The 18,163-nt window shown below is 59.6% G+C and carries 17 protein-coding genes; 3 read left to right on the top strand and 14 right to left on the bottom strand.

Annotation, left to right across the window (positions count from 1 at the left end):
- Positions 1 to 17 precede the first annotated feature (17 nt).
- The 10 genes from A6B35_RS12125 to A6B35_RS12080 all read right to left on the bottom strand — a co-directional run bounded on the left by A6B35_RS12125 (position 18) and on the right by A6B35_RS12080 (position 11,401).
- Positions 18 to 3,734, bottom strand: a complete 3,717-nt coding sequence (locus tag A6B35_RS12125) for a glycosyltransferase (RefSeq protein WP_157999236.1) — start codon at positions 3,732 to 3,734, stop codon at positions 18 to 20.
- 61 nt (positions 3,735 to 3,795) lie between these two features.
- The gene (locus A6B35_RS12120; RefSeq protein ID WP_006206290.1) at positions 3,796 to 4,536 is read right to left on the bottom strand and encodes an ABC transporter ATP-binding protein; all 741 of its coding nucleotides are present in this window, start codon (positions 4,534 to 4,536) and stop codon (positions 3,796 to 3,798) included.
- Complete coding sequence (locus tag A6B35_RS12115) at positions 4,533 to 5,459, bottom strand: ABC transporter permease (RefSeq protein ID WP_202799474.1); 927 nt, start codon at positions 5,457 to 5,459, stop codon at positions 4,533 to 4,535. The genes A6B35_RS12120 and A6B35_RS12115 overlap by 4 nt, the downstream gene beginning before the upstream one ends.
- On the bottom strand, positions 5,437 to 5,940 hold the full coding sequence (locus A6B35_RS12110) for a GNAT family N-acetyltransferase (protein WP_050900890.1): 504 nt from the start codon (positions 5,938 to 5,940) through the stop codon (positions 5,437 to 5,439). The genes A6B35_RS12115 and A6B35_RS12110 overlap by 23 nt, the downstream gene beginning before the upstream one ends.
- Positions 5,937 to 7,103, bottom strand: coding sequence for a DegT/DnrJ/EryC1/StrS family aminotransferase (locus A6B35_RS12105; protein ID WP_006206293.1), 1,167 nt, complete (start codon positions 7,101 to 7,103; stop codon positions 5,937 to 5,939). Before A6B35_RS12105 ends, A6B35_RS12110 begins: the two co-directional genes overlap by 4 nt.
- The gene (rfbD, locus tag A6B35_RS12100) at positions 7,090 to 7,995 is read right to left on the bottom strand and encodes a dTDP-4-dehydrorhamnose reductase (protein WP_006206294.1); all 906 of its coding nucleotides are present in this window, start codon (positions 7,993 to 7,995) and stop codon (positions 7,090 to 7,092) included. The genes A6B35_RS12105 and rfbD overlap by 14 nt, the downstream gene beginning before the upstream one ends.
- Positions 7,992 to 9,089, bottom strand: a complete 1,098-nt coding sequence (gene rfbB / locus A6B35_RS12095) for a dTDP-glucose 4,6-dehydratase (RefSeq protein ID WP_006206295.1) — start codon at positions 9,087 to 9,089, stop codon at positions 7,992 to 7,994. The genes rfbD and rfbB overlap by 4 nt, the downstream gene beginning before the upstream one ends.
- Before the next feature lie 25 nt (positions 9,090 to 9,114).
- Complete coding sequence (gene rfbC, locus A6B35_RS12090) at positions 9,115 to 9,669, bottom strand: dTDP-4-dehydrorhamnose 3,5-epimerase (RefSeq protein ID WP_006206296.1); 555 nt, start codon at positions 9,667 to 9,669, stop codon at positions 9,115 to 9,117.
- Positions 9,670 to 10,551 (bottom strand): glucose-1-phosphate thymidylyltransferase RfbA, encoded by an 882-nt coding sequence (gene rfbA / locus A6B35_RS12085; protein ID WP_006206297.1) that lies wholly within the window; start codon positions 10,549 to 10,551, stop codon positions 9,670 to 9,672.
- A gap of 256 nt (positions 10,552 to 10,807) precedes the next feature.
- Complete coding sequence (locus A6B35_RS12080; RefSeq protein WP_006206298.1) at positions 10,808 to 11,401, bottom strand: biotin transporter BioY; 594 nt, start codon at positions 11,399 to 11,401, stop codon at positions 10,808 to 10,810.
- 114 nt (positions 11,402 to 11,515) lie between these two features.
- Here A6B35_RS12080 and A6B35_RS12075 point away from each other — a divergent pair, with 114 nt between their 5' ends.
- Positions 11,516 to 12,424 (top strand): MBL fold metallo-hydrolase, encoded by a 909-nt coding sequence (locus A6B35_RS12075; protein ID WP_006206299.1) that lies wholly within the window; start codon positions 11,516 to 11,518, stop codon positions 12,422 to 12,424.
- A gap of 3 nt (positions 12,425 to 12,427) precedes the next feature.
- Here A6B35_RS12075 and A6B35_RS12070 read toward each other — a convergent pair whose 3' ends face one another.
- Entirely contained in the window at positions 12,428 to 13,213 is a 786-nt protein-coding gene (locus tag A6B35_RS12070) for a DUF1499 domain-containing protein (protein ID WP_040584174.1), read from the bottom strand.
- Between the two features lie 82 nt (positions 13,214 to 13,295).
- The gene (locus A6B35_RS12065; RefSeq protein WP_006206301.1) at positions 13,296 to 14,924 is read right to left on the bottom strand and encodes a fatty-acid--CoA ligase; all 1,629 of its coding nucleotides are present in this window, start codon (positions 14,922 to 14,924) and stop codon (positions 13,296 to 13,298) included.
- A gap of 184 nt (positions 14,925 to 15,108) precedes the next feature.
- Between A6B35_RS12065 and A6B35_RS12060 the strand changes: the two genes are divergently transcribed.
- Together A6B35_RS12060 and A6B35_RS12055 are read left to right on the top strand one after the other, a co-directional pair.
- Complete coding sequence (locus tag A6B35_RS12060; RefSeq protein ID WP_006206302.1) at positions 15,109 to 15,465, top strand: hypothetical protein; 357 nt, start codon at positions 15,109 to 15,111, stop codon at positions 15,463 to 15,465.
- A gap of 123 nt (positions 15,466 to 15,588) precedes the next feature.
- Entirely contained in the window at positions 15,589 to 15,978 is a 390-nt protein-coding gene (locus A6B35_RS12055; protein WP_006206303.1) for a DUF427 domain-containing protein, read from the top strand.
- Between the two features lie 63 nt (positions 15,979 to 16,041).
- On the opposite strand, the gene A6B35_RS12050 is transcribed toward A6B35_RS12055, so the two are convergent.
- On the bottom strand, positions 16,042 to 16,779 hold the full coding sequence (locus A6B35_RS12050) for a polysaccharide deacetylase family protein (RefSeq protein ID WP_006206304.1): 738 nt from the start codon (positions 16,777 to 16,779) through the stop codon (positions 16,042 to 16,044).
- A gap of 128 nt (positions 16,780 to 16,907) precedes the next feature.
- Entirely contained in the window at positions 16,908 to 18,098 is a 1,191-nt protein-coding gene (locus A6B35_RS12045) for a glycosyltransferase family 9 protein (protein WP_244426126.1), read from the bottom strand.
- Positions 18,099 to 18,163 lie beyond the last annotated feature (65 nt).

Below are 18,163 nucleotides of genomic sequence, written 5' to 3'. Positions count from 1 at the left end.
GCTACCGTCGGCCGTCGCTAGTCGAACTTGGCGAAAGGGAACCGCTTCAGCGCACCGTAGAGCACTGCTGGCCGCACCACTTCATAGATGGTGACCGGTACGTCCGATTCACGTACGAAGACCCGGAGCCGCCATCCTGCCTCGAGATCGCGCACAGGCATGTTCAGCGAGAATTTCGCGGGCAGGCCCTCTTCCAAGTCGGCGAGAGAGCGCACGGTCGAACCGAGAATCTTGTCTTTGCTTGACACGATCTCGATGCCTACAAGCCCCGCCGACGCGCGGACGAGCGGCACGATGCCAAGATGGATGGCCGCTAGAGAGGGAAGTGCAAAATGGACGGTATACTCCCTGTAGGATATACTCGAAAGATCCTCGCTCAGGCGCAGTTCATCACGTCGCGTCCGGCCGAAGTGCTGCCGGGTGAAAAGATCAAGCGGAGCAAAGGTGGAGGAAATCAAATCCCACATCTCGCTCGACCGCCCAGTGACGGCTCTCGCCAGCCTGAGCGAACGCGAGAAATGCTGGGCTTCCACTTCCGAATGGAGCCTGGCAATTGTGGAAGCCACAGCGGGTTCGAACCTCCCGGGGAGCATACCCAGTCGAGCCATCGGGATGTCTGTGATCGCCTCGGTTAACCTCTCGGAGGCCGACCTGCGGACAGCGCTCCCATAGAGGTCCATCAATTCCGCGCGTACATAGCTGGAGCGTCCCAGAATGCCTATAGTCCGGTAGGCACTGCGCAACATCTCCGCTCGCCGTGCATCTGAATACCCCAGGAACTCCTTGACGGCATTCGCCAGTTCTTCGGGAGATGCATCCTTGGCGATCAAGCCGTTGTAGCGATGTTTGATCAATTCGGACACGCCCCCAACGCGTGCCGATACAACAGCGACACCGGACGCCATGGCCTGAAGCATCGTCTGCGGCATGGACTCGTCCAGCGCGGAAATAAGCAACAAGTCGCAACTCGCGTAGAAGCGCTCCGGGTCGGAAACGAACCCATGAAAAATGACGTGGTTTTCCAGACCTTGTTCCGCCACATAAACGCGACATGCCTTCGCGTATTCAGAGTGGAGGTCATCGTAACCGATCACGTGGACTCTAACGTCATGTCCAGCCTCGCGCAGAAGTAGCGCTGCCTTGATGGCAGCGAGTTGATTCTTACGGGGCTGCAGCGTTCCCGATACGACTACCTGCAGCGGATCTTGTATGGCAAAGTTCCGAGCCTCCCGTGGCCGGAAAAGCGAAAAATAGACCTCGTCGACGGGGCAGACAATGCGGCGCACAGGGATCCCCGACGCCTTCTTCCATCGTTCACCATGTGTTGCCGAGGAACAATGAACTGCATGAGCGAAGGCCCGTGTATCAGCCCCCTCATAGTATTGGTGAACGCTGGCGACAACTGGAACGCCAAGTTCCGATCCGAGTGCCGTCATGGCTGGCTGCCATGTGGCGAAATGAAGAAGACCTACATCAAGCTCGGCCAATTTCTCCCCAATGCGTTCGGCACTCTCCAAATCCGTCACATCTCGTGAACGCGCCCTGGAGTCATCGGCGCTATTGGCTCCATGGGGCCAGCTTTCCTCCAACAAGGGGGCATCCTTTGTTGCCTCGCGCCAGAGACGAGCAAACTCCGGTCCAAACCTCTCGTCCTGCTGGACCAAACCAACAACCCTGAAGCCGAATGAGGATACAAGTGCCGCATGCCTTAGCAAATGAAGAGTTGCCCCTCCCAGAGCCGCCTCATGAAACGCGTAGAGAATTGCCTTATCCTTCAAATGCGCATGAAGCTCTGTTGCGGCGAGGGCGCCATAAAAGTCGTAATACTGCACCTCTGTCGTATAGCGGTTTTCCACATAGGTCCGCGCCCGTTCGAGAATTTCGTCCCGCTCGTCCGCCCTAAGCGCAATGAGACTTTCGATGGCGCCTGCCCACTCGTCCGGCGTGTTTCGAGCCTTGACGCAAACCTCATTTGGCAACCGACTGTAGGGGGCGACATCACTCAGGATACTGACCGCTCCAGCGACGACAGATTCCAACAGTTTGACAGGGCTCTTGCTCCTTTCTGCACGAGTCTCGCCCTCAAGAGGTGTCAGCGAAATGTCAAAGTAGGTCCTCCGTAGCGCTTCAAGATACCCGTAGTAGGAATGAGTGAACGGCTTGAAATGGACATCGCAGCCCAAAACTGGAAAGTCTCCTGGGTCAATACCCCAGAAATGAAATTCAATACTCTCCTTATGGCGCGCAGCAACGCGCTGAAATCCTGGCCAAAGCTTTGCAAGAACCGTCTTGCGGAACGCGTTACTGAAAACAGCGATTTTGATTTTTCCTGCTCTGTTGTATTGTCTACGTCGTACATAATCACCATTAATGTTAGTCTTCAATTGAATTGTGTGATTGTTGTACTCCGCAAAATCGTCAATAATTTCATCGCTATAGCCGATGACAGCGCTAGCGCCAGATATTTGCGCAATGATACTGCGGTATGCCGGGGTGCCAGGCGCGATAGAGGAATGTTCCGGCCCCACTTCGTGGAAGCGAATCATGTTGTCATCCATGAGATAGGCGCAGGGAACGCTCTTTCGATCCTTGTCAGTCAACAGCCTTTCTGCCGACCCAACAGTGCGATATAGAATGGCGATGTCCGTTTCCGATATGTCGAACGATTTAACATCCAATTCCTTGACGAATGTACTGGTAAAACCCCTTTGGTTTCCAATATTCTCGAAATTCCTAATCGCTACATCTACAGACGTACTGTAGTCTGGCTTTGTCACCAGTATCCTTTTGTGATCCATTGCTCCTGACGCCACTACAGCCAACTCTTCAATGGCGCAGTAGTCGTTGAACTTAGACAAAAAAGGCAATGCTTCTTCTCTATAGTACCGCTGTATCTCTGCAGTCGAGAATCTAAATCCCCACTGATCGGCTGCAATCAGGTCATAGTGAGCAATATTTACGGGATTCAGCTGGTTGTCTCGAGCAAGTTGTAGGTATTTCGAGGTACGCGTGAAATCTGCCTGCACATCCCGGCCAAGCGAGTTCTCCATGTTGGCGCGAACGACCGAGCACGTCGCATCCACCCATTGGAAGGGGGCAGTTCTTCCGAAACGCAGCCAAAGATCGTAGTCCGAATATCGCCTGGCCACCAAGTGAGGGTCGTACATGCCGTGTCTCTCGAAGAGAGCAGCATGGTGGACTACTGTGTTGTTTGCGATGTAATTGCCGTGCAGGAGGAGGCTGTAGTTGAACTCCTGCCCCAGCACACGCTGAAAGATCTCGCCGTCGTCCGTCGCGCGATAAGCGTCGCAGCTGCCATAGACGACGCTTGGCACGGATTGGCGTTCAAGCCACGCCATGCGCACCTTCAAGCTGTCATCCGTCCAAAGATCATCGTCAAACTGATAGGCAATGTACTTGCCGCGACCGTGAAGCGCAGCCTGATTCACGCGCAGGGCCGGAAGACCACTGTTATACTTATATGAGTGGATGATGACCCGGGAATCGGCAAGCTGATACTCATTTAGTACATCGGCGGTACCATCGCGCGAACCGTCATCGACGATGATGAGTTCGAAGTCGCCATAGCTCTGCGAAAGAACGCTCTCAATCGAAAGCTGCAGAGGCCCGTTAGCACGCGCAAATGTGGGAAGGATCACCGTCACTTCGGGTGCCGGCTTGCCTTCTTCTATGCGCCTTATGAAAAGATCGTGGCCACAATCGCCAAATTTCATGTTACCCCCGAACCCGCACTCCGCAGGCATAACGTATCGTCCCGCAGTGGCGGAAACCTAACTATCTCTGTGAGGATTCATATTTGGCGATCACGTCCTCAGTACTTCCGTCCATGATTATTTGCCCTTTCTCCAGCCAAATTGTCCTAGCACAAAAACTCTTCAATAAATCAAAATTATGAGACGAGAAGACAAGTATCTTGCCCTGCTCCATGAATTCGAACATGCGACGTTTTGCCTTGTTCGCAAAGCGGAGGTCACCGGCTCCCATTACCTCATCTATGAGAAGTATTTCTGGATTGATACTTGTCGATACGGCAAACGCTAGGCGGATGAACATGCCTGCCGAATACGTGCGCACGGGATATGCCAGGAACTCTCCAAGCTCGGTAAAGTCCTCGATCTCCGGCAGTTTCGCCTCAATCTCATCGGGCGTCATACCAAGCAGCAACCCACGGATGCGGATATTGTCTCGACCGGTTTGATGCATTTCGAAACCGGTTGCGAACTCAAACATCGGGCAAACATGTCCCTCCGACTCAGCGATACCGCTGGTCGGCGTGTAGATGCCCGCCATGACCTTCAACAGCGTGCTCTTGCCTGCCCCATTGAGGCCGACGAGCCCCACCCGCTCGCCCTGTTCGATAGCGATCGTCACGTCCTTCAGCGCCTCAACATTGTAGGTGCCGGGGGTCGACACGCCACTCCGCTTTCTGGCAAGCCAGCCTATCAGCCCGTCGGTGCTCATGTCGCCAGTGAAACGTACGCCGACGTTCTGTAATCGTATGAAGTTCTGCGTCAAAGGAGAAACACCACTTTCTTGTCCAACCGCCAAGCCACGTACCAGCCAACGCAATACACCACCAGAATATAACCAAACACAAAGCCATATGTAGACAGCGGCGCTAAGTCTGAATTCAGTATTGGATGACGCACGACTTCAATCAAATGATAGATCGGATTGACGAGATAAACGAATTCCATGCCGTGGCTCTTGAGAACGCTGGCGGGAACGACGATCGGAGTTAGATAGAACACCACCTGTAACACAGCGGCTAGGGCATGAGGCAGATCACGGAAGGCAGTGCCTAGATAAGCAAAAATAGTTGTGTGCCCCAGAAGCGCTATATAGATCAGCAGAAAACCTGGTATGGCCAACAGCCATCCGACAAATTCGAAAGTACCGAGAAATAGCTGTACGACAGCCACAGCTACTAGACCCATTGCGAAATTCATACTGTTGCTGACGATCGCCCGCAGGATATAAATTTGTTTTGGGTATGAAAACTGCTTTATATAACCTTCCGCACTTACGAATACCGAGCCAGCGTCGACGATAGACGCGGAAATCAGCCCCCAGGTGACGAAACCCAGCATCAGGTAGGGGAGAAAGGCCTTCAGGTCTTGGCCGAACATGACACCATAAACGAAGCCTATGGCCCCAACATACACGCCAAGATTGAGAAGGATCCATAATGGACCGATGAACGAACGACGGTAGCGACGCTTGACGTCTTGCATGCCGATGAAAAACCAGACGCGATGCAGCAGCAGCGAGCGGATCACATCTCGGAGCAGCCTGCTCTTGTCCGCACTTGAATAGCTATGTTTCATGAACCGCACCGGGTTTGCCGTTTCGTTTTGAGTCACGCGGCCATGGCGGGCGATCCCACCAGCGTCGGCGTGGAGTTTCGCGTTGGGGTCATGAAGCTCTATCTCGGCCAAAGCCCATGCGGATCATGCCGTCGGAGCGGCCTTCTTCTACGAAGCCGCATCGCGTGTAGAGCTCGATAGCCCTTGTATTTTGCTCCATCACTTCGAGGAAAACATAGGGCAGTTTCAAAACACGCGTTCCGAAACGCACGAGTTCCGAGCACGAGCGCTTGATATAGCCATTCCCGGCCATTTCCGGAGCAACGAGAAATCGCCCGATCTCGGCGCTTCCGGCGTTGTGATCGATATCATAAATCCCACATTGGCCGACCGGCCGGCCGTCCGCTTCAACCAGAAAGAAAAGATCATCCTCCTTTTGGAGGTAGCGCTTGTACCAGGCAAGGTGGCTGTCAAATGTGAGTTTGTCGGACGTCTTGAACCACACGCGTGCGTCGTCACGATTGCGCCAATCGAGAATCGTCTTGAGATCTCGCTCTTCCACAAGCCTCAAGACAATCGTGCCGTCTCCAAAGGGAGTAATTTGCCGTTTCATTGAGCGTATTTGAGAACCAATTCTGAAACCAGATCCACATCCGCCTTGCTCATGCGAAGATGAAGCGGCAGCGAGATGATTTCCTTGCTTGCGGCCGCCGCATTCGGGCAGGTGCCTGCAGCGTAGGCGTACATCCGATAGTCCGTGTTGTCGCGATAGTGAACGCCCGGATAGACACCGTGCTCGTTCAGCGCAAGCATCAGGACGTCGCGGTTCTTAACGCGTATCTGAAGAAGGTGCTGGGCGGACTCACAACCCTTCGCGGTTGGAACGACCGTTACGCGATTATGCCCATCAAAATGCCGGTGGTACCAAACCGCCAGCTGGCGGCGGAAGGAATTGTCGATATCGAGATATTTCAGTTGGACGATGGCCATGGCAGCCATGATCGAGTTGCCATGATATTTGTGCCCAACCTCCTCGACATCATACATCCATTTGTAAGCTCCCTGAGCGGCGGTGCGAGCATATGTATCCTTGTTGATGCCCAGCCAAGTCAGTTTGCGAACGCGCTCATCGTCCTCCGCTTCCTTGAAGCAGATCATTCCTGAGTCGGCGGTAGGCAGGTTCTTGACCGCCTGAAAGCTGAATACCGATACGTCGGCATCGCCGCCTACATGCTTTCCGTTGACACGAGTGCCCGACATGTGAGCTGCATCAAGCACCAGCTTGATGTCGTGTTCGCGACAGATCTCCAATATCTTCTGATACCGCCCCACATTGCCCCCCATGCCGACAAATATAAGAGCCTTTGTTTTGTCGGTGATGAGCTTGCTGACGCTGTCAGGATCCAGGCAAAGGTACTCATCGACGTCTGCGAATACCGGCTTCAGGCCCGCATAGAGAATGGCGTGATTCGTCGAAACAAACGTCAACGGTGTTGTGATGACTTCGTCATCGTCTTTCCATCCGTATTTGGATTTGAAAAGCTGAAATGCCAAGTGAAGTCCGACCGTGTTGGAATTCAGAAAGTGGGCATGCGGAAGTCCGGTATAGTTCTTCCACGCCGTCTCAAATTCAGCGGTCTTGAAGCCGAGCCCCGTCCATCCTTTTTCAAGGCACTCGCGGATTTCCGAAAGGCACTCCTCAATGCGGAAACTTGGTACGAATAGCTGAACGGTCATGAAATCCTCCGGCGATGCCTGCTTGTCATAGGTCCACATTTACCTCGTCTCCTATGAGGAGCCGAGAAACCACCGCTTGCGTCGACTGCCGCCAGTCCGGCGCTGTCCAGCCGAATATGGCGGTGAATTTCGCGCTCGACAGCCGCGAATTGCCGGGGCGCTTCGCCTTTGTCGCGTCGTCGTTGGTGGCGATGTCCGTCACCCGCGCATAGGGGCCACCAAACGCGCGGCTTGTGTCTAGGATATGGCGGGCAAAGCCGCTCCAGTTCGTCTCCCCGCTGCCCGCCAGGTGATAGACGCCGCAGGCGGCAAAGTTGTTGTCGCCCTGCAGCATCGCCGCCGCATGCACAACGGCGTCGGCGATGTCGAGTGCCGAGGTTGGATTTCCCCATTGGTCGGCCACAACCCTTATCTCGTCGCGTTCGCTGGCCAGCCGCAGCATGGTCTTGACGAAGTTCCTGCCGAAGGGGCTGTAAGCCCATGCCGTGCGCAGGATCAGGTGGCGTGGATTGGCCGCAGCCACCGCCAGTTCGCCGGCAAGCTTGGAGGCGCCGTAGATGTTGCACGGACCGGTGGCGTCGGTTTCGACATAGGCGCCATCCTTTGCGCCGTCGAAAACATAGTCGGTCGACAAATGGATCACAGGAACGCCGAGGCGCGCTGCTGCCTCCGCCACCTTGCCCGCGCCAACGGCGTTCACCGTGAAGGCCAGGTCAGGCTCGTCCTCGGCCTGGTCGACAGCGGTGTAGGCGGCGGCCGAAACGATGATGTCCGGATCTGCCGCCGCCAGCGCCTCGAATACGGTCTCGGGCCGCGCCAGGTCGAGCGCCGGCCGGCCGACGGCGATCACCTCCACGCCCGTGACCGCGCGCGCCACCTCGCTCAGGCTGGTAACGACCTGGCCCTCGCGTCCGGTAACGACAAGCCTCACGCCGCGCCCTTCCTGCCTTCAGCCGGGCTGTCTTCAACCGGGCTCTGGCCCAGCCGCTCGCCGGCATAGCGATGCTCGCGAATCGGTCCCCACCACCATTTGTTGTCGAGGAACCAGTCGACCGTCCTTGCCAGGCCGCTGTCGAAATTCTCCTTTGGCGACCAGCCGAGGTCACGACTTATCTTGGAGGCGTCGATGGCATAGCGGCGGTCGTGGCCGGGGCGGTCGGTGACGAAGGAGATCAGGTCGCGGTAGCGCTTGCCGCCGGCGCGCGGCCTTCTCAGGTCGAGCAGGTCGCAGATGGTCTCGACGACACTCAGATTGGTGCGCTCGGAATTGCCGCCGACATTGTAGCTCTCGCCCGCTTGCCCCTTTGTCGCGACAAGCTCGAGCGCGCGCGCGTGATCCTCGACGAACAGCCAGTCGCGCACATTGGCGCCGGCGCCGTAAACCGGCAGCGGCTTTTCGTCGAGCGCGTTCAGAATGACCAGCGGAATGAGCTTTTCGGGGAAGTGATAGGGGCCGTAATTGTTCGAGCAGTTGGAAAGCACGACCGGCAGGCCATAGGTCTCATGCCAGGCGCGCACCAGATGGTCCGACGCCGCCTTGGAGGCGGAGTATGGCGAGGACGGCGCATAGGGCGTCTCCTCGACGAACATGCCGCCGTCGAAGGGAAGATCGCCGAACACCTCGTCGGTCGAGATGTGGTGGAAGCGGAAGCGGGTCTTGCGGTCCTCCGGCAGGCCGCGCCAGTATTCCAGGGTCGTATTCAGCAGTCGGTAGGTGCCGACGATGTTGGTTTCGATGAAGGTGCCCGGACCGTCGATCGAGCGGTCGACATGGCTCTCGGCGGCCAGGTTCATGACGATGTCGATGTCGTCGCGGCGCAATATGTCGAGCACCGCCCTCTCGTCACAAATGTCGGCCTGCTCGAAGCGGTAATTGTGCGCATTCTCGATCGGCCGCAGCGAGGCAAGGTTGCCGGCATAGGTGAGCTTGTCGAGATTGGTCACCCGGTAGGCCGGATTGGCACACAAATGCCGGCACACGGCCGAGCCGATGAAGCCGGCGCCGCCAGTCACCAGGAAATTCATGCCGCTCTCCTTACGCGCACAGTCGTCACGGGAACACCTCCGCGGCTGCAAGGAGCGGCGCCTTGAGATCCTTGTCCGAAAGCTGGAACCCGCCCGATACCGTCGGCCATTCAATGCCGATTGCGGCGTCGTCGAAACGGATCGACCGGTCATGCGCCGGCGAATAGGTATCGGTGACCTTGTAGAGAACCTCGGTGTCCGGCACGAGCGTGATGAAACCGTGGGCGAAGCCCTTCGGCACCAGGATCTGGTTGCCCTTCTCGGCCGAGACTTCGAGGGCGACCCATTTTCCGAAGCTTTTCGAGCCGCGGCGGATGTCGACCGCGACGTCGAGGATCTTGCCTCTGATGACGCGCAGCAGCTTGTCCTGGGCGCGCGGCGGAAGCTGGTAATGCAGCCCCCTCACCACGCCCGCGGCGGCGGAATAGGAGTGATTGTCCTGCACGAAGCGCAGGTCGATGCCGGCCTCGGCGAAGCGCTCGGCATTCCAGGTTTCAATGAAAAAGCCGCGCTCGTCGCCGTGCCGCTTCGGTACGATCTCCAGCACGCCGTCGAGACCGAGTTGCCTTACCTCCAGCACCTACTTCTCCGTCAGGTCGGTGACGCGCCTGCGTAGATAGGCGGCATATTCGTTCTTTCCGAGGCGGGTGGCGCGCCGCAGCACCTTGTCTGCCGTCAGCCAGCCCTGTTCGAAGGCGATCTCCTCCGGGCAGGCGACCTTGATGCCCTGGCGGTGCTCGATCGTGCGCACGAAAGACGAGGCTTCATGCAGGCTGTCATGGGTGCCGGTGTCGAGCCAGGCATAGCCGCGGCCGAGCTGATGGACGTGCAGGTGCCCGCGTTCGAGATAGACGTTGTTGACCGCCGTGATCTCAAGCTCGCCGCGCTCCGAGGGCCGGATCGTCGAGGCGATGTCGACGACGTCATTGTCGTAGAAGTAAAGGCCGGTGACGGCCCAGTTGGATTTTGGCGTCTGCGGCTTTTCCTCGATCGTCAGGGCGGTGCCGCTGAGCTTGTCGAACGACACCACGCCATAGCGTTGCGGATCGTCGACATGATAGGCGAATACCGACGCGCCGCTTTCGCGGGCCGCCGCCGTGCGGCAAAGCTGCGACAGCCCTTCGCCGAAATAGATGTTGTCGCCAAGGATCATCGACACGCTGTCCTTGCCGATGAACTCACGGCCGATGATGAAGGCTTCGGCGAGCCCGTTGGGATGCGGCTGCTCCGCATAGGTGAGCTCAAGCCCGAACTCCGAGCCGTCGCCGAGCAATTCCCGGAAAGCCGGCACGTCACGTGGAGTTGAGATGATCAAAATCTGCCTGATGCCGGCGAGCATCAGCACGCTCAGCGGATAGTAGATCATCGGCTTGTCGTATATTGGCAGGATTTGCTTAGAGACCGCTAATGTTAGCGGATAAAGACGTGTTCCGCTGCCTCCCGCAAGGATAATTCCTTTCAACAAGATCTCCTTGAATTGCCGAGGCCCCCGCCCTGACATCAAGTTGCCCGTGCTTAGGTTTCGCGCAATGGCTTGTCAATCTCGCTGCGGGTCGCGCCTGGTGATCTCACCGGCGAAACGAGCTGCAGCCGAAGTTGGCCGGAGGAACCGACCACCTGTTTCCGCCACCACCTGGCAGTGGCCAACGCATGAAAAAGCCGGCGGGATCTCCGCCGGCTGGCTTTCATTTGATAAATGTCAGGGCCGCTAATAAATGTCAGGGCCGCTTCGACAGCAGCGACCATACTGCCGGGACCAGGCTGGCTGCGAGCGCCACCTTGATCAGGTCGCCTACGATGAAAGGCACGACGCCGAACTGCCATGACTTTTCCGCGCCGATCAGTAGCGCCAGCCAGGCAAAGCCCATCGCCATCATAACGATTTCGGCGACCAGCATCGCATTGAAAAGCTTGACCGGGTGACGATCCCAGCCACGGTCGGCGGCCCAGCCGACGATGGCGGCCATGACAACGAAGCCGGCAAGATAGCCGCCGGTCGAGCCCACCATATAGGCCAGGCCGATGCCCTTTTCCGGTGTGCCCTGGAAGACCGGGAAGCCCATGGCACCCTCGGCCATGTAAAGAAGCAGCGTGGCGACGCCGAGGCGCAGGCCGAAAGCCGAGGCGATCAGGAGGACGGCCAGCGTCTGCAGCGAAATATCGACCGGGCCGAGCACGACCTTCGTCTTGGCCGACAAGGTCAGCAGCAGCGTGCCGGCAATCGCCAGCAACAGCTGCGTCGCGAAGCGTGTCGCGCCTTTTTCAGGCAGAGCCAGAGAAACAAGCGGACGCATCGTCGTTGCAATTGCCATGGTCTTCCCCATTCCGGTCAGCCGCCAACATGCGGCCTCGTATTTTCCTATATTGGCTTCCGTGTTATGCGGCAATCGGTTTTGCCACCTCAGGAACAGAGCTCCCCGCCCCTCATGGCCCTTAAATTCAACACCAGCTTCGATCCTGCTTACGGCCAGGCCGTGACCGTCGCGCCAGACGTCCAGCGCGTCACCGCCCGAAACCCGAGCCCGTTCACCTTTCACGGAACCAACAGCTATCTTGTCGGGCGGGACACGCTGGCGGTCATCGATCCCGGACCGGATGACGCTGCGCATCTCGAGACATTGCTCGGAGCCATCGGGCAGCGGCCGGTCAGCCACATCTTCGTCAGCCACACGCATCGCGACCATTCACCGTTGGCGGCCCGGCTGAAGGAGCGCACAGGGGCGATCGTGCTGGCGGAGGGGCCGCATCGCCCGGCGCGGCCGCTGCGCATCGGCGAGATCAACCCGCTCGACGCCAGCGCCGACATGGCTTTCGCCCCGGACATGGCGCTCAAAGACGATACGCTGGTCGATGGCGACGGCTGGACGATCAGAACGGTGCTGACGCCGGGCCATGCCGCCAATCACGCGGCCTTTGCGCTGGAAGGAAGCGGCGTTTTGTTTTCGGCCGATCACGTGATGGCGTGGGCGACCTCGATCGTGGCGCCGCCGGACGGCGCCATGGCCGACTACATGGCCTCGCTCGACCGGCTGATCGAGCGCGGCGACCGTCTGCTTTTACCCGGCCACGGCGGCCCGGTGATGGCGCCGCGCAGCTTCATGCGCGGCCTGAAGACCCATCGCAAGATGCGCGAGCGGGCGATCCTGGAACGCATCCGGGGCGGCGACAGGACGATCAAGGCGATGGTTGCGGCAATCTATCGCGACACCGACCCGCGCCTGCATGGCGCCGCCGGGCTGTCGGTGCTTGCGCATCTGGAAGATCTGGTGGCGCGCGGCCTTGTCGTCACCGATGGCGACCCGGCCATCGACGGCATTTTCAGGCCAGCACTGTAGACATTATTCGGCCGGCGCTGCGCCCACCTGGCCGGCCACTTCCTGGTCAAGTTCCCCCAGGAATTCCACGATGCGGGCAGCATTGTCGCCAAGGTCGTATTGGCCGTAGCGCGAGGCGGACCGCATGTCGACGACGACCGTGTCGCCGTCGTCGGTCACACGGATCGCGACATCGGCCGGAAGGCTCAGAACGAAGCTTTTGGCGAGCGCATTGATCGTCACTTCGCTTTGCCCGTCAGTTTCTGGATATGGCGCCTGAAGCTGCCAGTCGCGCCGGTCGAGCACGGTCTCGACCGCATCGACGACAGTCTCGAAGGGCAAATTGTAGCTGCGACTGGTGACCAGAGGATAGGCATCGCCTTGCAGGCTTTGCTCGCCTGGCGTCGGCGTCGATAGAACGTTCATGCCCACGGTGCGGTCAGACGTGTCGATCGCCGGCGGGTCGTCGAAATCGGTCGAGATGTCGCTCAGTGGCGGCGAGATCGTCGCCCAATAGGCGGCGACGCCATAGGGGGCGAGCACCAGAAGCGCCAGCAGGGCGCCGACGGAGAGATCGCGGCCGCCGCGGTCGCCGAAATTCCACAGCCTGGAGAAGGCAAGTCCGGCGAACAAAAGGGCAAAGGCGGCGAGCAGCGCGACGATCGCCAGTACCCAGAGGAATACTGGTGTTTCGACGAGATCGAATCGGTGGCCGACGAGCACCGTGAGCAAAAGGACCAGCGAAAAAGCCGCTGTCCCGCGCGACCATCCGGCCGCTCGCGACGTCTGTCGTTCAGGAATACTAACCATTCTCAGCCGCACCGCCCCATGCCCGAACCGAGACTTAAAACGTTTTGGCTCGGGCTTGAAGCCGAAAGGCGCATCATGCCCATCAATCCGTCGGCAGGCGATAGTCCTTGAACTGCTCGCGCAAGGTGATCTTCTGGATCTTGCCGGTGGCGGTGTGCGGAATCTCGCCGACGAAGGCGACGTCGTCGGGCATCCACCACTTGGCCACCTTGCCGTTCATGAAATCGAGGATATCGGTCTTGCTCGGCTCCTTGCCCGGCTTGCGCACGACGACGAGCAAGGGCCGCTCGCCCCATTTGGAATGAGCAACGCCGATGGCCGCCGCCTCGGCGACATCGGGATGACCGACGGCGAGGTTTTCGAGATCGATGGTCGAGATCCATTCGCCGCCCGATTTGATGACGTCCTTGGCGCGATCGGTGATCTGCATGTAGCCGCCCGGATCGATATGCGCGACATCGCCAGTATCGAACCAGCCGTCCGCGTCGAACTGCTCGGCGCCGACGCCGCCATAATAGGCGCGGGCGATTGCCGGCCCGCGCACCTTCAGCCGCCCAAAGGTCTTGCCGTCCCAGGGCATTGCCTTGTCGTCGTCGTCCGTCACCTTCATCTCGACGCCGAAGGGTGGGTAGCCCTGCTTGCCCTGGATATCGAGCCGCGCCTCGCCCTTCAGCCCTTCATAGTCCGGCTTCATGGTGCACAGCGTGCCGAGCGGCGACATCTCGGTCATGCCCCAGGCATGAATGACCTGGACATCGTAATTGTCCTGGAATTTCTTGGTGATGGCGCGCGGGCAGGACGAGCCGCCAATGACGACCTTGCCCAGATGGGGAAGTTGCTTGCCGGTCTCCTCCAGATATTGCAGCAGCATCATCCACACGGTCGGCACGGCGGCGCTGAAGGTCACCTTCTCGGTATCGAGCAGTTCGTAGATCGAGGCACCGTCCATCTTGCAGCCGGGCATCACCAGCTTGGCGCCGATCATCGGCGCGCTCTGGCCAAGGCCCCAGGCATTGGCATGGAACATCGGCACCACCGGCAGGATGGTGTCGCGGGCCGAGATGCCCATGGCGTCGGGCATGGCGGCGATCATGGCGTGCAGCACGTTCGAACGATGGCTGTAGAGAACGCCCTTGGGATCGCCCGTCGTGCCCGAAGTGTAGCACATGCCGGCGGCGGTGTTTTCGTCGAAGGTCCTCCAGGCGAAGTCGCCGTCCGTCTCGGCCAGCCATTCCTCGTAGGCGACGACGTTCGGCAATGCCGTCTCAGGCATGTGTGCGCCGTCGGTCAGCACGATCACACGCTGCAGCGATTTGACCGATCCGGCGATCTTCTCCAGCAGCGGCACGAATGTCAGGTCGACGAAGATTGCCTTGTCCTCGGCGTTGTTCATGATCCAGGCGATCTGCTCGGGGAAGAGCCGCGGATTGAGCGTGTGATAGATCGCGCCGATCCCCATGATGCCGTACCAGGCCTCGATATGGCGTGCCGTGTTCCAGGCCAGCGTCGCGATGCGGTCGCCAAGCGCGAAGCCGTCACGCTCAAGCCGTTGCGCCACTTTCAGGGCGCGGCGGTGGATTTCGGCGTAGGTGGTGCGCACGATCGGCCCTTCGATCGATCGCGACACGATCTCGCGGCTGCCATGCTGGCGTTCGGCATTGTCGATCAGCTTGTGGCAAAGCAGCGGCCATTCCTGCATCAGTCCGAGCATGTCTGTTCCTCCCCTGCGCTTTTTACGTCTATGCTTTTGCCCCATTGTGGGACGAACCGACAGATTGTCCAGCCATCCCGGTGCATTGGCCGAAATGACAAGGAAAACCGCCACAATCCGGCCATCGTCGGCGTTAAGCTCTGTTAACGGGCAGGGGTGCGATTGGCGAATGGAAGAGGTTCGCATGGACGCGCAGCTCGACGACAAGGCACTTGAAGACACACTTGCCGAAAGTCTGGCCGATTTGGTGCCTGACACCAAAACCGTCTCCGAAGATGAATTCGTCGAGGTTGTCGGCGGCGCCCTCGAGGCGGTCGGCGGCACGCTGCTGTTCAAGATGTGCGTCGACAATGGCGGCGAAGGCCAGCATGTCGCAGCGGCATGCGTGGGCGATGGCGGCAACCGCCAGTTCCTGCTGCTGACCCTGCCAACGGTCGGCGGCGCGCTGAAGGTCGAGACGGCGTCGAGAAGCACCAATCCGGTGGCCGGCATCGCTGCCGCCTATGCCGGGCTGATGGATGTGTTCAAGACCGCGGCCTGAACGTTTCTCGGGACAAGGCTAGTTGACCGCCGGCCAGGCTTGGATTTTGCTTGGCCTTGCGCTTGGCGCTTGCCCGACACACCTATTCCGGACGGCCTCATCCCGGATAAGGAAAACCCGCCAATGGACAAGATCGCAAATCCCGCACCCGGCTTCCAGCGCAATCCCGACAAGGTCATCACCATCGAGCCCTATCACGGCACAGTCAGGGTGTATGCCGGCGAAACGGTGATCGCCACGTCGACGACCGCAAAGCTCCTGTCGGAGCCGCCCTATGCCCAGGTTCTCTACATTCCCTTCGACGACATCGATTTCAGCCGGCTGGCCAAGACCGAGCACTCGACGCATTGCCCTTACAAGGGAGATGCCAGCTATTGGAGCGCACTGCCGGCCGGAGAGGCCGGCAAGGACGCGATGTGGGCCTATGAGCGGCCCTTCGACGAGATGACGGAGATCCGCAATCACGGCGCCTTTTATCCCAGCAAGGTGACGATCGAAGCCACGCCCGCCTAAGCGTTCCGAGCCGAGCACCCACCCAAGGGTGCGTGCGTTGAGACTCAAATCAGGCTGATCCGATCAGTCGGTGGTGCCGTCATTGCCTACGCCATCGGCTTCATCGAGCCGCACGAAGGTCAGGCCCTTTTGCTTGAGCGACAGCAGGCCCTGCACCACGCCTTCGCCGGCGGCATGGGTGGGCTGGTTGATATGGGCGATGATGACGTCGCCATCCTTGGCGGCGGCGATGCGCCGGGCGGTTTCCTTCGCACCCAGCAAAGAGCCGCCGTCGCCGTTTATCGAAAAGCCGGCGATCTTGAAACCAAGCTTGCGGATCATGGCGATGGCGGATGGGCTGTATTCGGCGGTCGCGCCGCGAAACCATTTCGGCGCCGGCTCGCCGGTGCGGGCGAGGGCTGCGGCGCCCGATTCGACTTCGGCCAGCACGGCGTCGGGACTGCCGGCGCTGCGGATGCCATAGATTTTTCGCGGCGTGTCGACTGCCGGAATATGGCGGCCGCCATGGTTCTCCAGTTCGAACAAATCGGGATGCGCGCGCATGATCTCGATCGCCGCTTCATTGCGTTTCAGCCAGATGCCGGTGACGAAAATCGTCGCCGGGATCCTGTTGTCGACCAGCGCCGAGAGTATCCTGGTGTCGGTCTGGCCGCCGCAGGCGTCCAGCGTCAGCGCCACGCGGCCGCTGCCGGCCTGCGGCGTCAAATGCAGCGTAGGTTCGAGAAGCGGTGCGGTGTGACCTGCCGACACGGTGCAGGCCGAGATCGCTATCGCGCAAAGATATTTTCCGAGCAGGCGCATGATTGATTTCCGGATATTGAAGCGGATCCCCTCGGGAGCCGCGCCAGGAAAGCCCGCATCAAGGCGAAAATCGGGACGGCGCGCATGCCAAAAGCGGCCGTGGCGACAATTTCCTGGCGTGTGGCTTTTCAGCGAGTGGCGCGAACCACGGGCGGCGGTTGTACAGCGACCTCGGTCTGCGCCAGGATTTCGCGCACGGCCTCGATGACAGGCTCGACCTCCAGGCGCCAGACACAGCAGGATTTGCTTGGGTCCGGCCAACGGCACAGATCGCGCGCCACGCATTCGCATGGCATCGAAGGCTGGAGGCAAATGCTCGGCGCGCCGACCGGCGCCCAGCGGGTTGGCCTGGTCTGGCCGAAAAGGCCGACAACAGGGGTTCCCGCCGCGGCGGCCATATGCATCGGGCCGCTCTCATTGCCGAGGAACAGCCGCGCTTCCTTCAGCAATGCCAGCAGTGTTTCGAGCGACAGGACGCCGACGAGGTTGACGACGGCCGAGGCGGTCCCGGCGACGATCTGTTCAGCCGGCGCGCGCTCGTCCGGACCGCCGACAAGCACGAAGTCCAGCCCGGTCTCGCGCGAGATTTCGTCAATCACGGTGGCGAAGCGTTCCGGCTGCCATCGCCGGCCGCGGAAGCTCGCTCCGGCATGCACCGCGACGAAGGCGTTTTGCCGGAGCCCGTGCCTGTTCAGCAAGTCCTGGACGCGAGCCGTTTCCAGCGGCAGCGGGTCGATCGAAGGCGTTCTGACGCGCAGATCGATCCCAAGCGCCTCCAGCGGCGAAAGGTAGCGGTAGAGATAGTGCTTTTCACCGTAGCCGAACCGCGTGACCCGAATGTTTGCCGGATTGCGCTCGTACCAGCGCAAGGGCCTGTCCGTCGGGTGATAGCCTACCCTGGTCCTGGCGTTGACGAGCCTGACGACGACCCGGGAGGTTTTCGAATCGCTCAGGTCGATCGTCATGTCGAAGCGGTGCCGGCGCAGCCCGCGCACCATCGAATAGAATTCACGCCCGCGTTGCAGCGGTGAACCACGCAGGCGCGCGCGGCTGAAGGTGACGACTTCGGAGGCGATGCCGTGGGCGGTGAGGAAACTTGCGAAGCGCGCCTCGCAGAGGAATACGATCCTGACGCCCGGATATTCGAGCTGCAGGTTTTTCGCCAGCGTGGAGGCGAGGACAATATCGCCCAAGTACTTGGTCTGGAGGATCAGGATCGAGCGGACGGGAGCGGGGGAAAACTGCAGCATCTGTTTCGGGCACCGGGGGTCGGGCTTGGGAAACTGGGCGGAAACGATGTCGAGATTGAGGACCGTCACGCGCAACTTCGCGTGACTTTGCTCACAAAATCGTAAGTTGGCAACCGCGCAGCCGGAGCCAATCG

The organism is Mesorhizobium amorphae CCNWGS0123 (genome assembly GCF_001686985.1).
GTDB classification, from domain to species: domain Bacteria; phylum Pseudomonadota; class Alphaproteobacteria; order Rhizobiales; family Rhizobiaceae; genus Mesorhizobium; species Mesorhizobium amorphae.
Note: the sequence above shows the minus strand (reverse complement) of the source record. Positions and strands in the feature narration are given on the sequence as shown.

Excerpts from the sequence above, each read along its gene's own strand:
- A6B35_RS12065 (WP_006206301.1), bottom strand. The coding sequence starts at position 14,924 with ATGCTCGGACTGATGCAGGAATGGCCGCTGCTTTGCCACAAGCTGATC.
- A6B35_RS12080 (WP_006206298.1), bottom strand. The coding sequence starts at position 11,401 with ATGGCAATTGCAACGACGATGCGTCCGCTTGTTTCTCTGGCTCTGCCT.
- A6B35_RS12110 (WP_050900890.1), bottom strand. The coding sequence starts at position 5,940 with ATGAAACGGCAAATTACTCCCTTTGGAGACGGCACGATTGTCTTGAGG.
- rfbB (WP_006206295.1), bottom strand. The coding sequence starts at position 9,089 with ATGAATTTCCTGGTGACTGGCGGCGCCGGCTTCATCGGCTCGGCCGTG.
- A6B35_RS12055 (WP_006206303.1), top strand. The coding sequence starts at position 15,589 with ATGGACAAGATCGCAAATCCCGCACCCGGCTTCCAGCGCAATCCCGAC.
- A6B35_RS12060 (WP_006206302.1), top strand. The coding sequence starts at position 15,109 with ATGGACGCGCAGCTCGACGACAAGGCACTTGAAGACACACTTGCCGAA.
- A6B35_RS12050 (WP_006206304.1), bottom strand. The coding sequence starts at position 16,779 with ATGCGCCTGCTCGGAAAATATCTTTGCGCGATAGCGATCTCGGCCTGC.
- A6B35_RS12075 (WP_006206299.1), top strand. The coding sequence starts at position 11,516 with ATGGCCCTTAAATTCAACACCAGCTTCGATCCTGCTTACGGCCAGGCC.
- A6B35_RS12125 (WP_157999236.1), bottom strand. The coding sequence starts at position 3,734 with ATGAAATTTGGCGATTGTGGCCACGATCTTTTCATAAGGCGCATAGAA.
- A6B35_RS12105 (WP_006206293.1), bottom strand. The coding sequence starts at position 7,103 with ATGTGGACCTATGACAAGCAGGCATCGCCGGAGGATTTCATGACCGTT.
- A6B35_RS12070 (WP_040584174.1), bottom strand. The coding sequence starts at position 13,213 with ATGGTTAGTATTCCTGAACGACAGACGTCGCGAGCGGCCGGATGGTCG.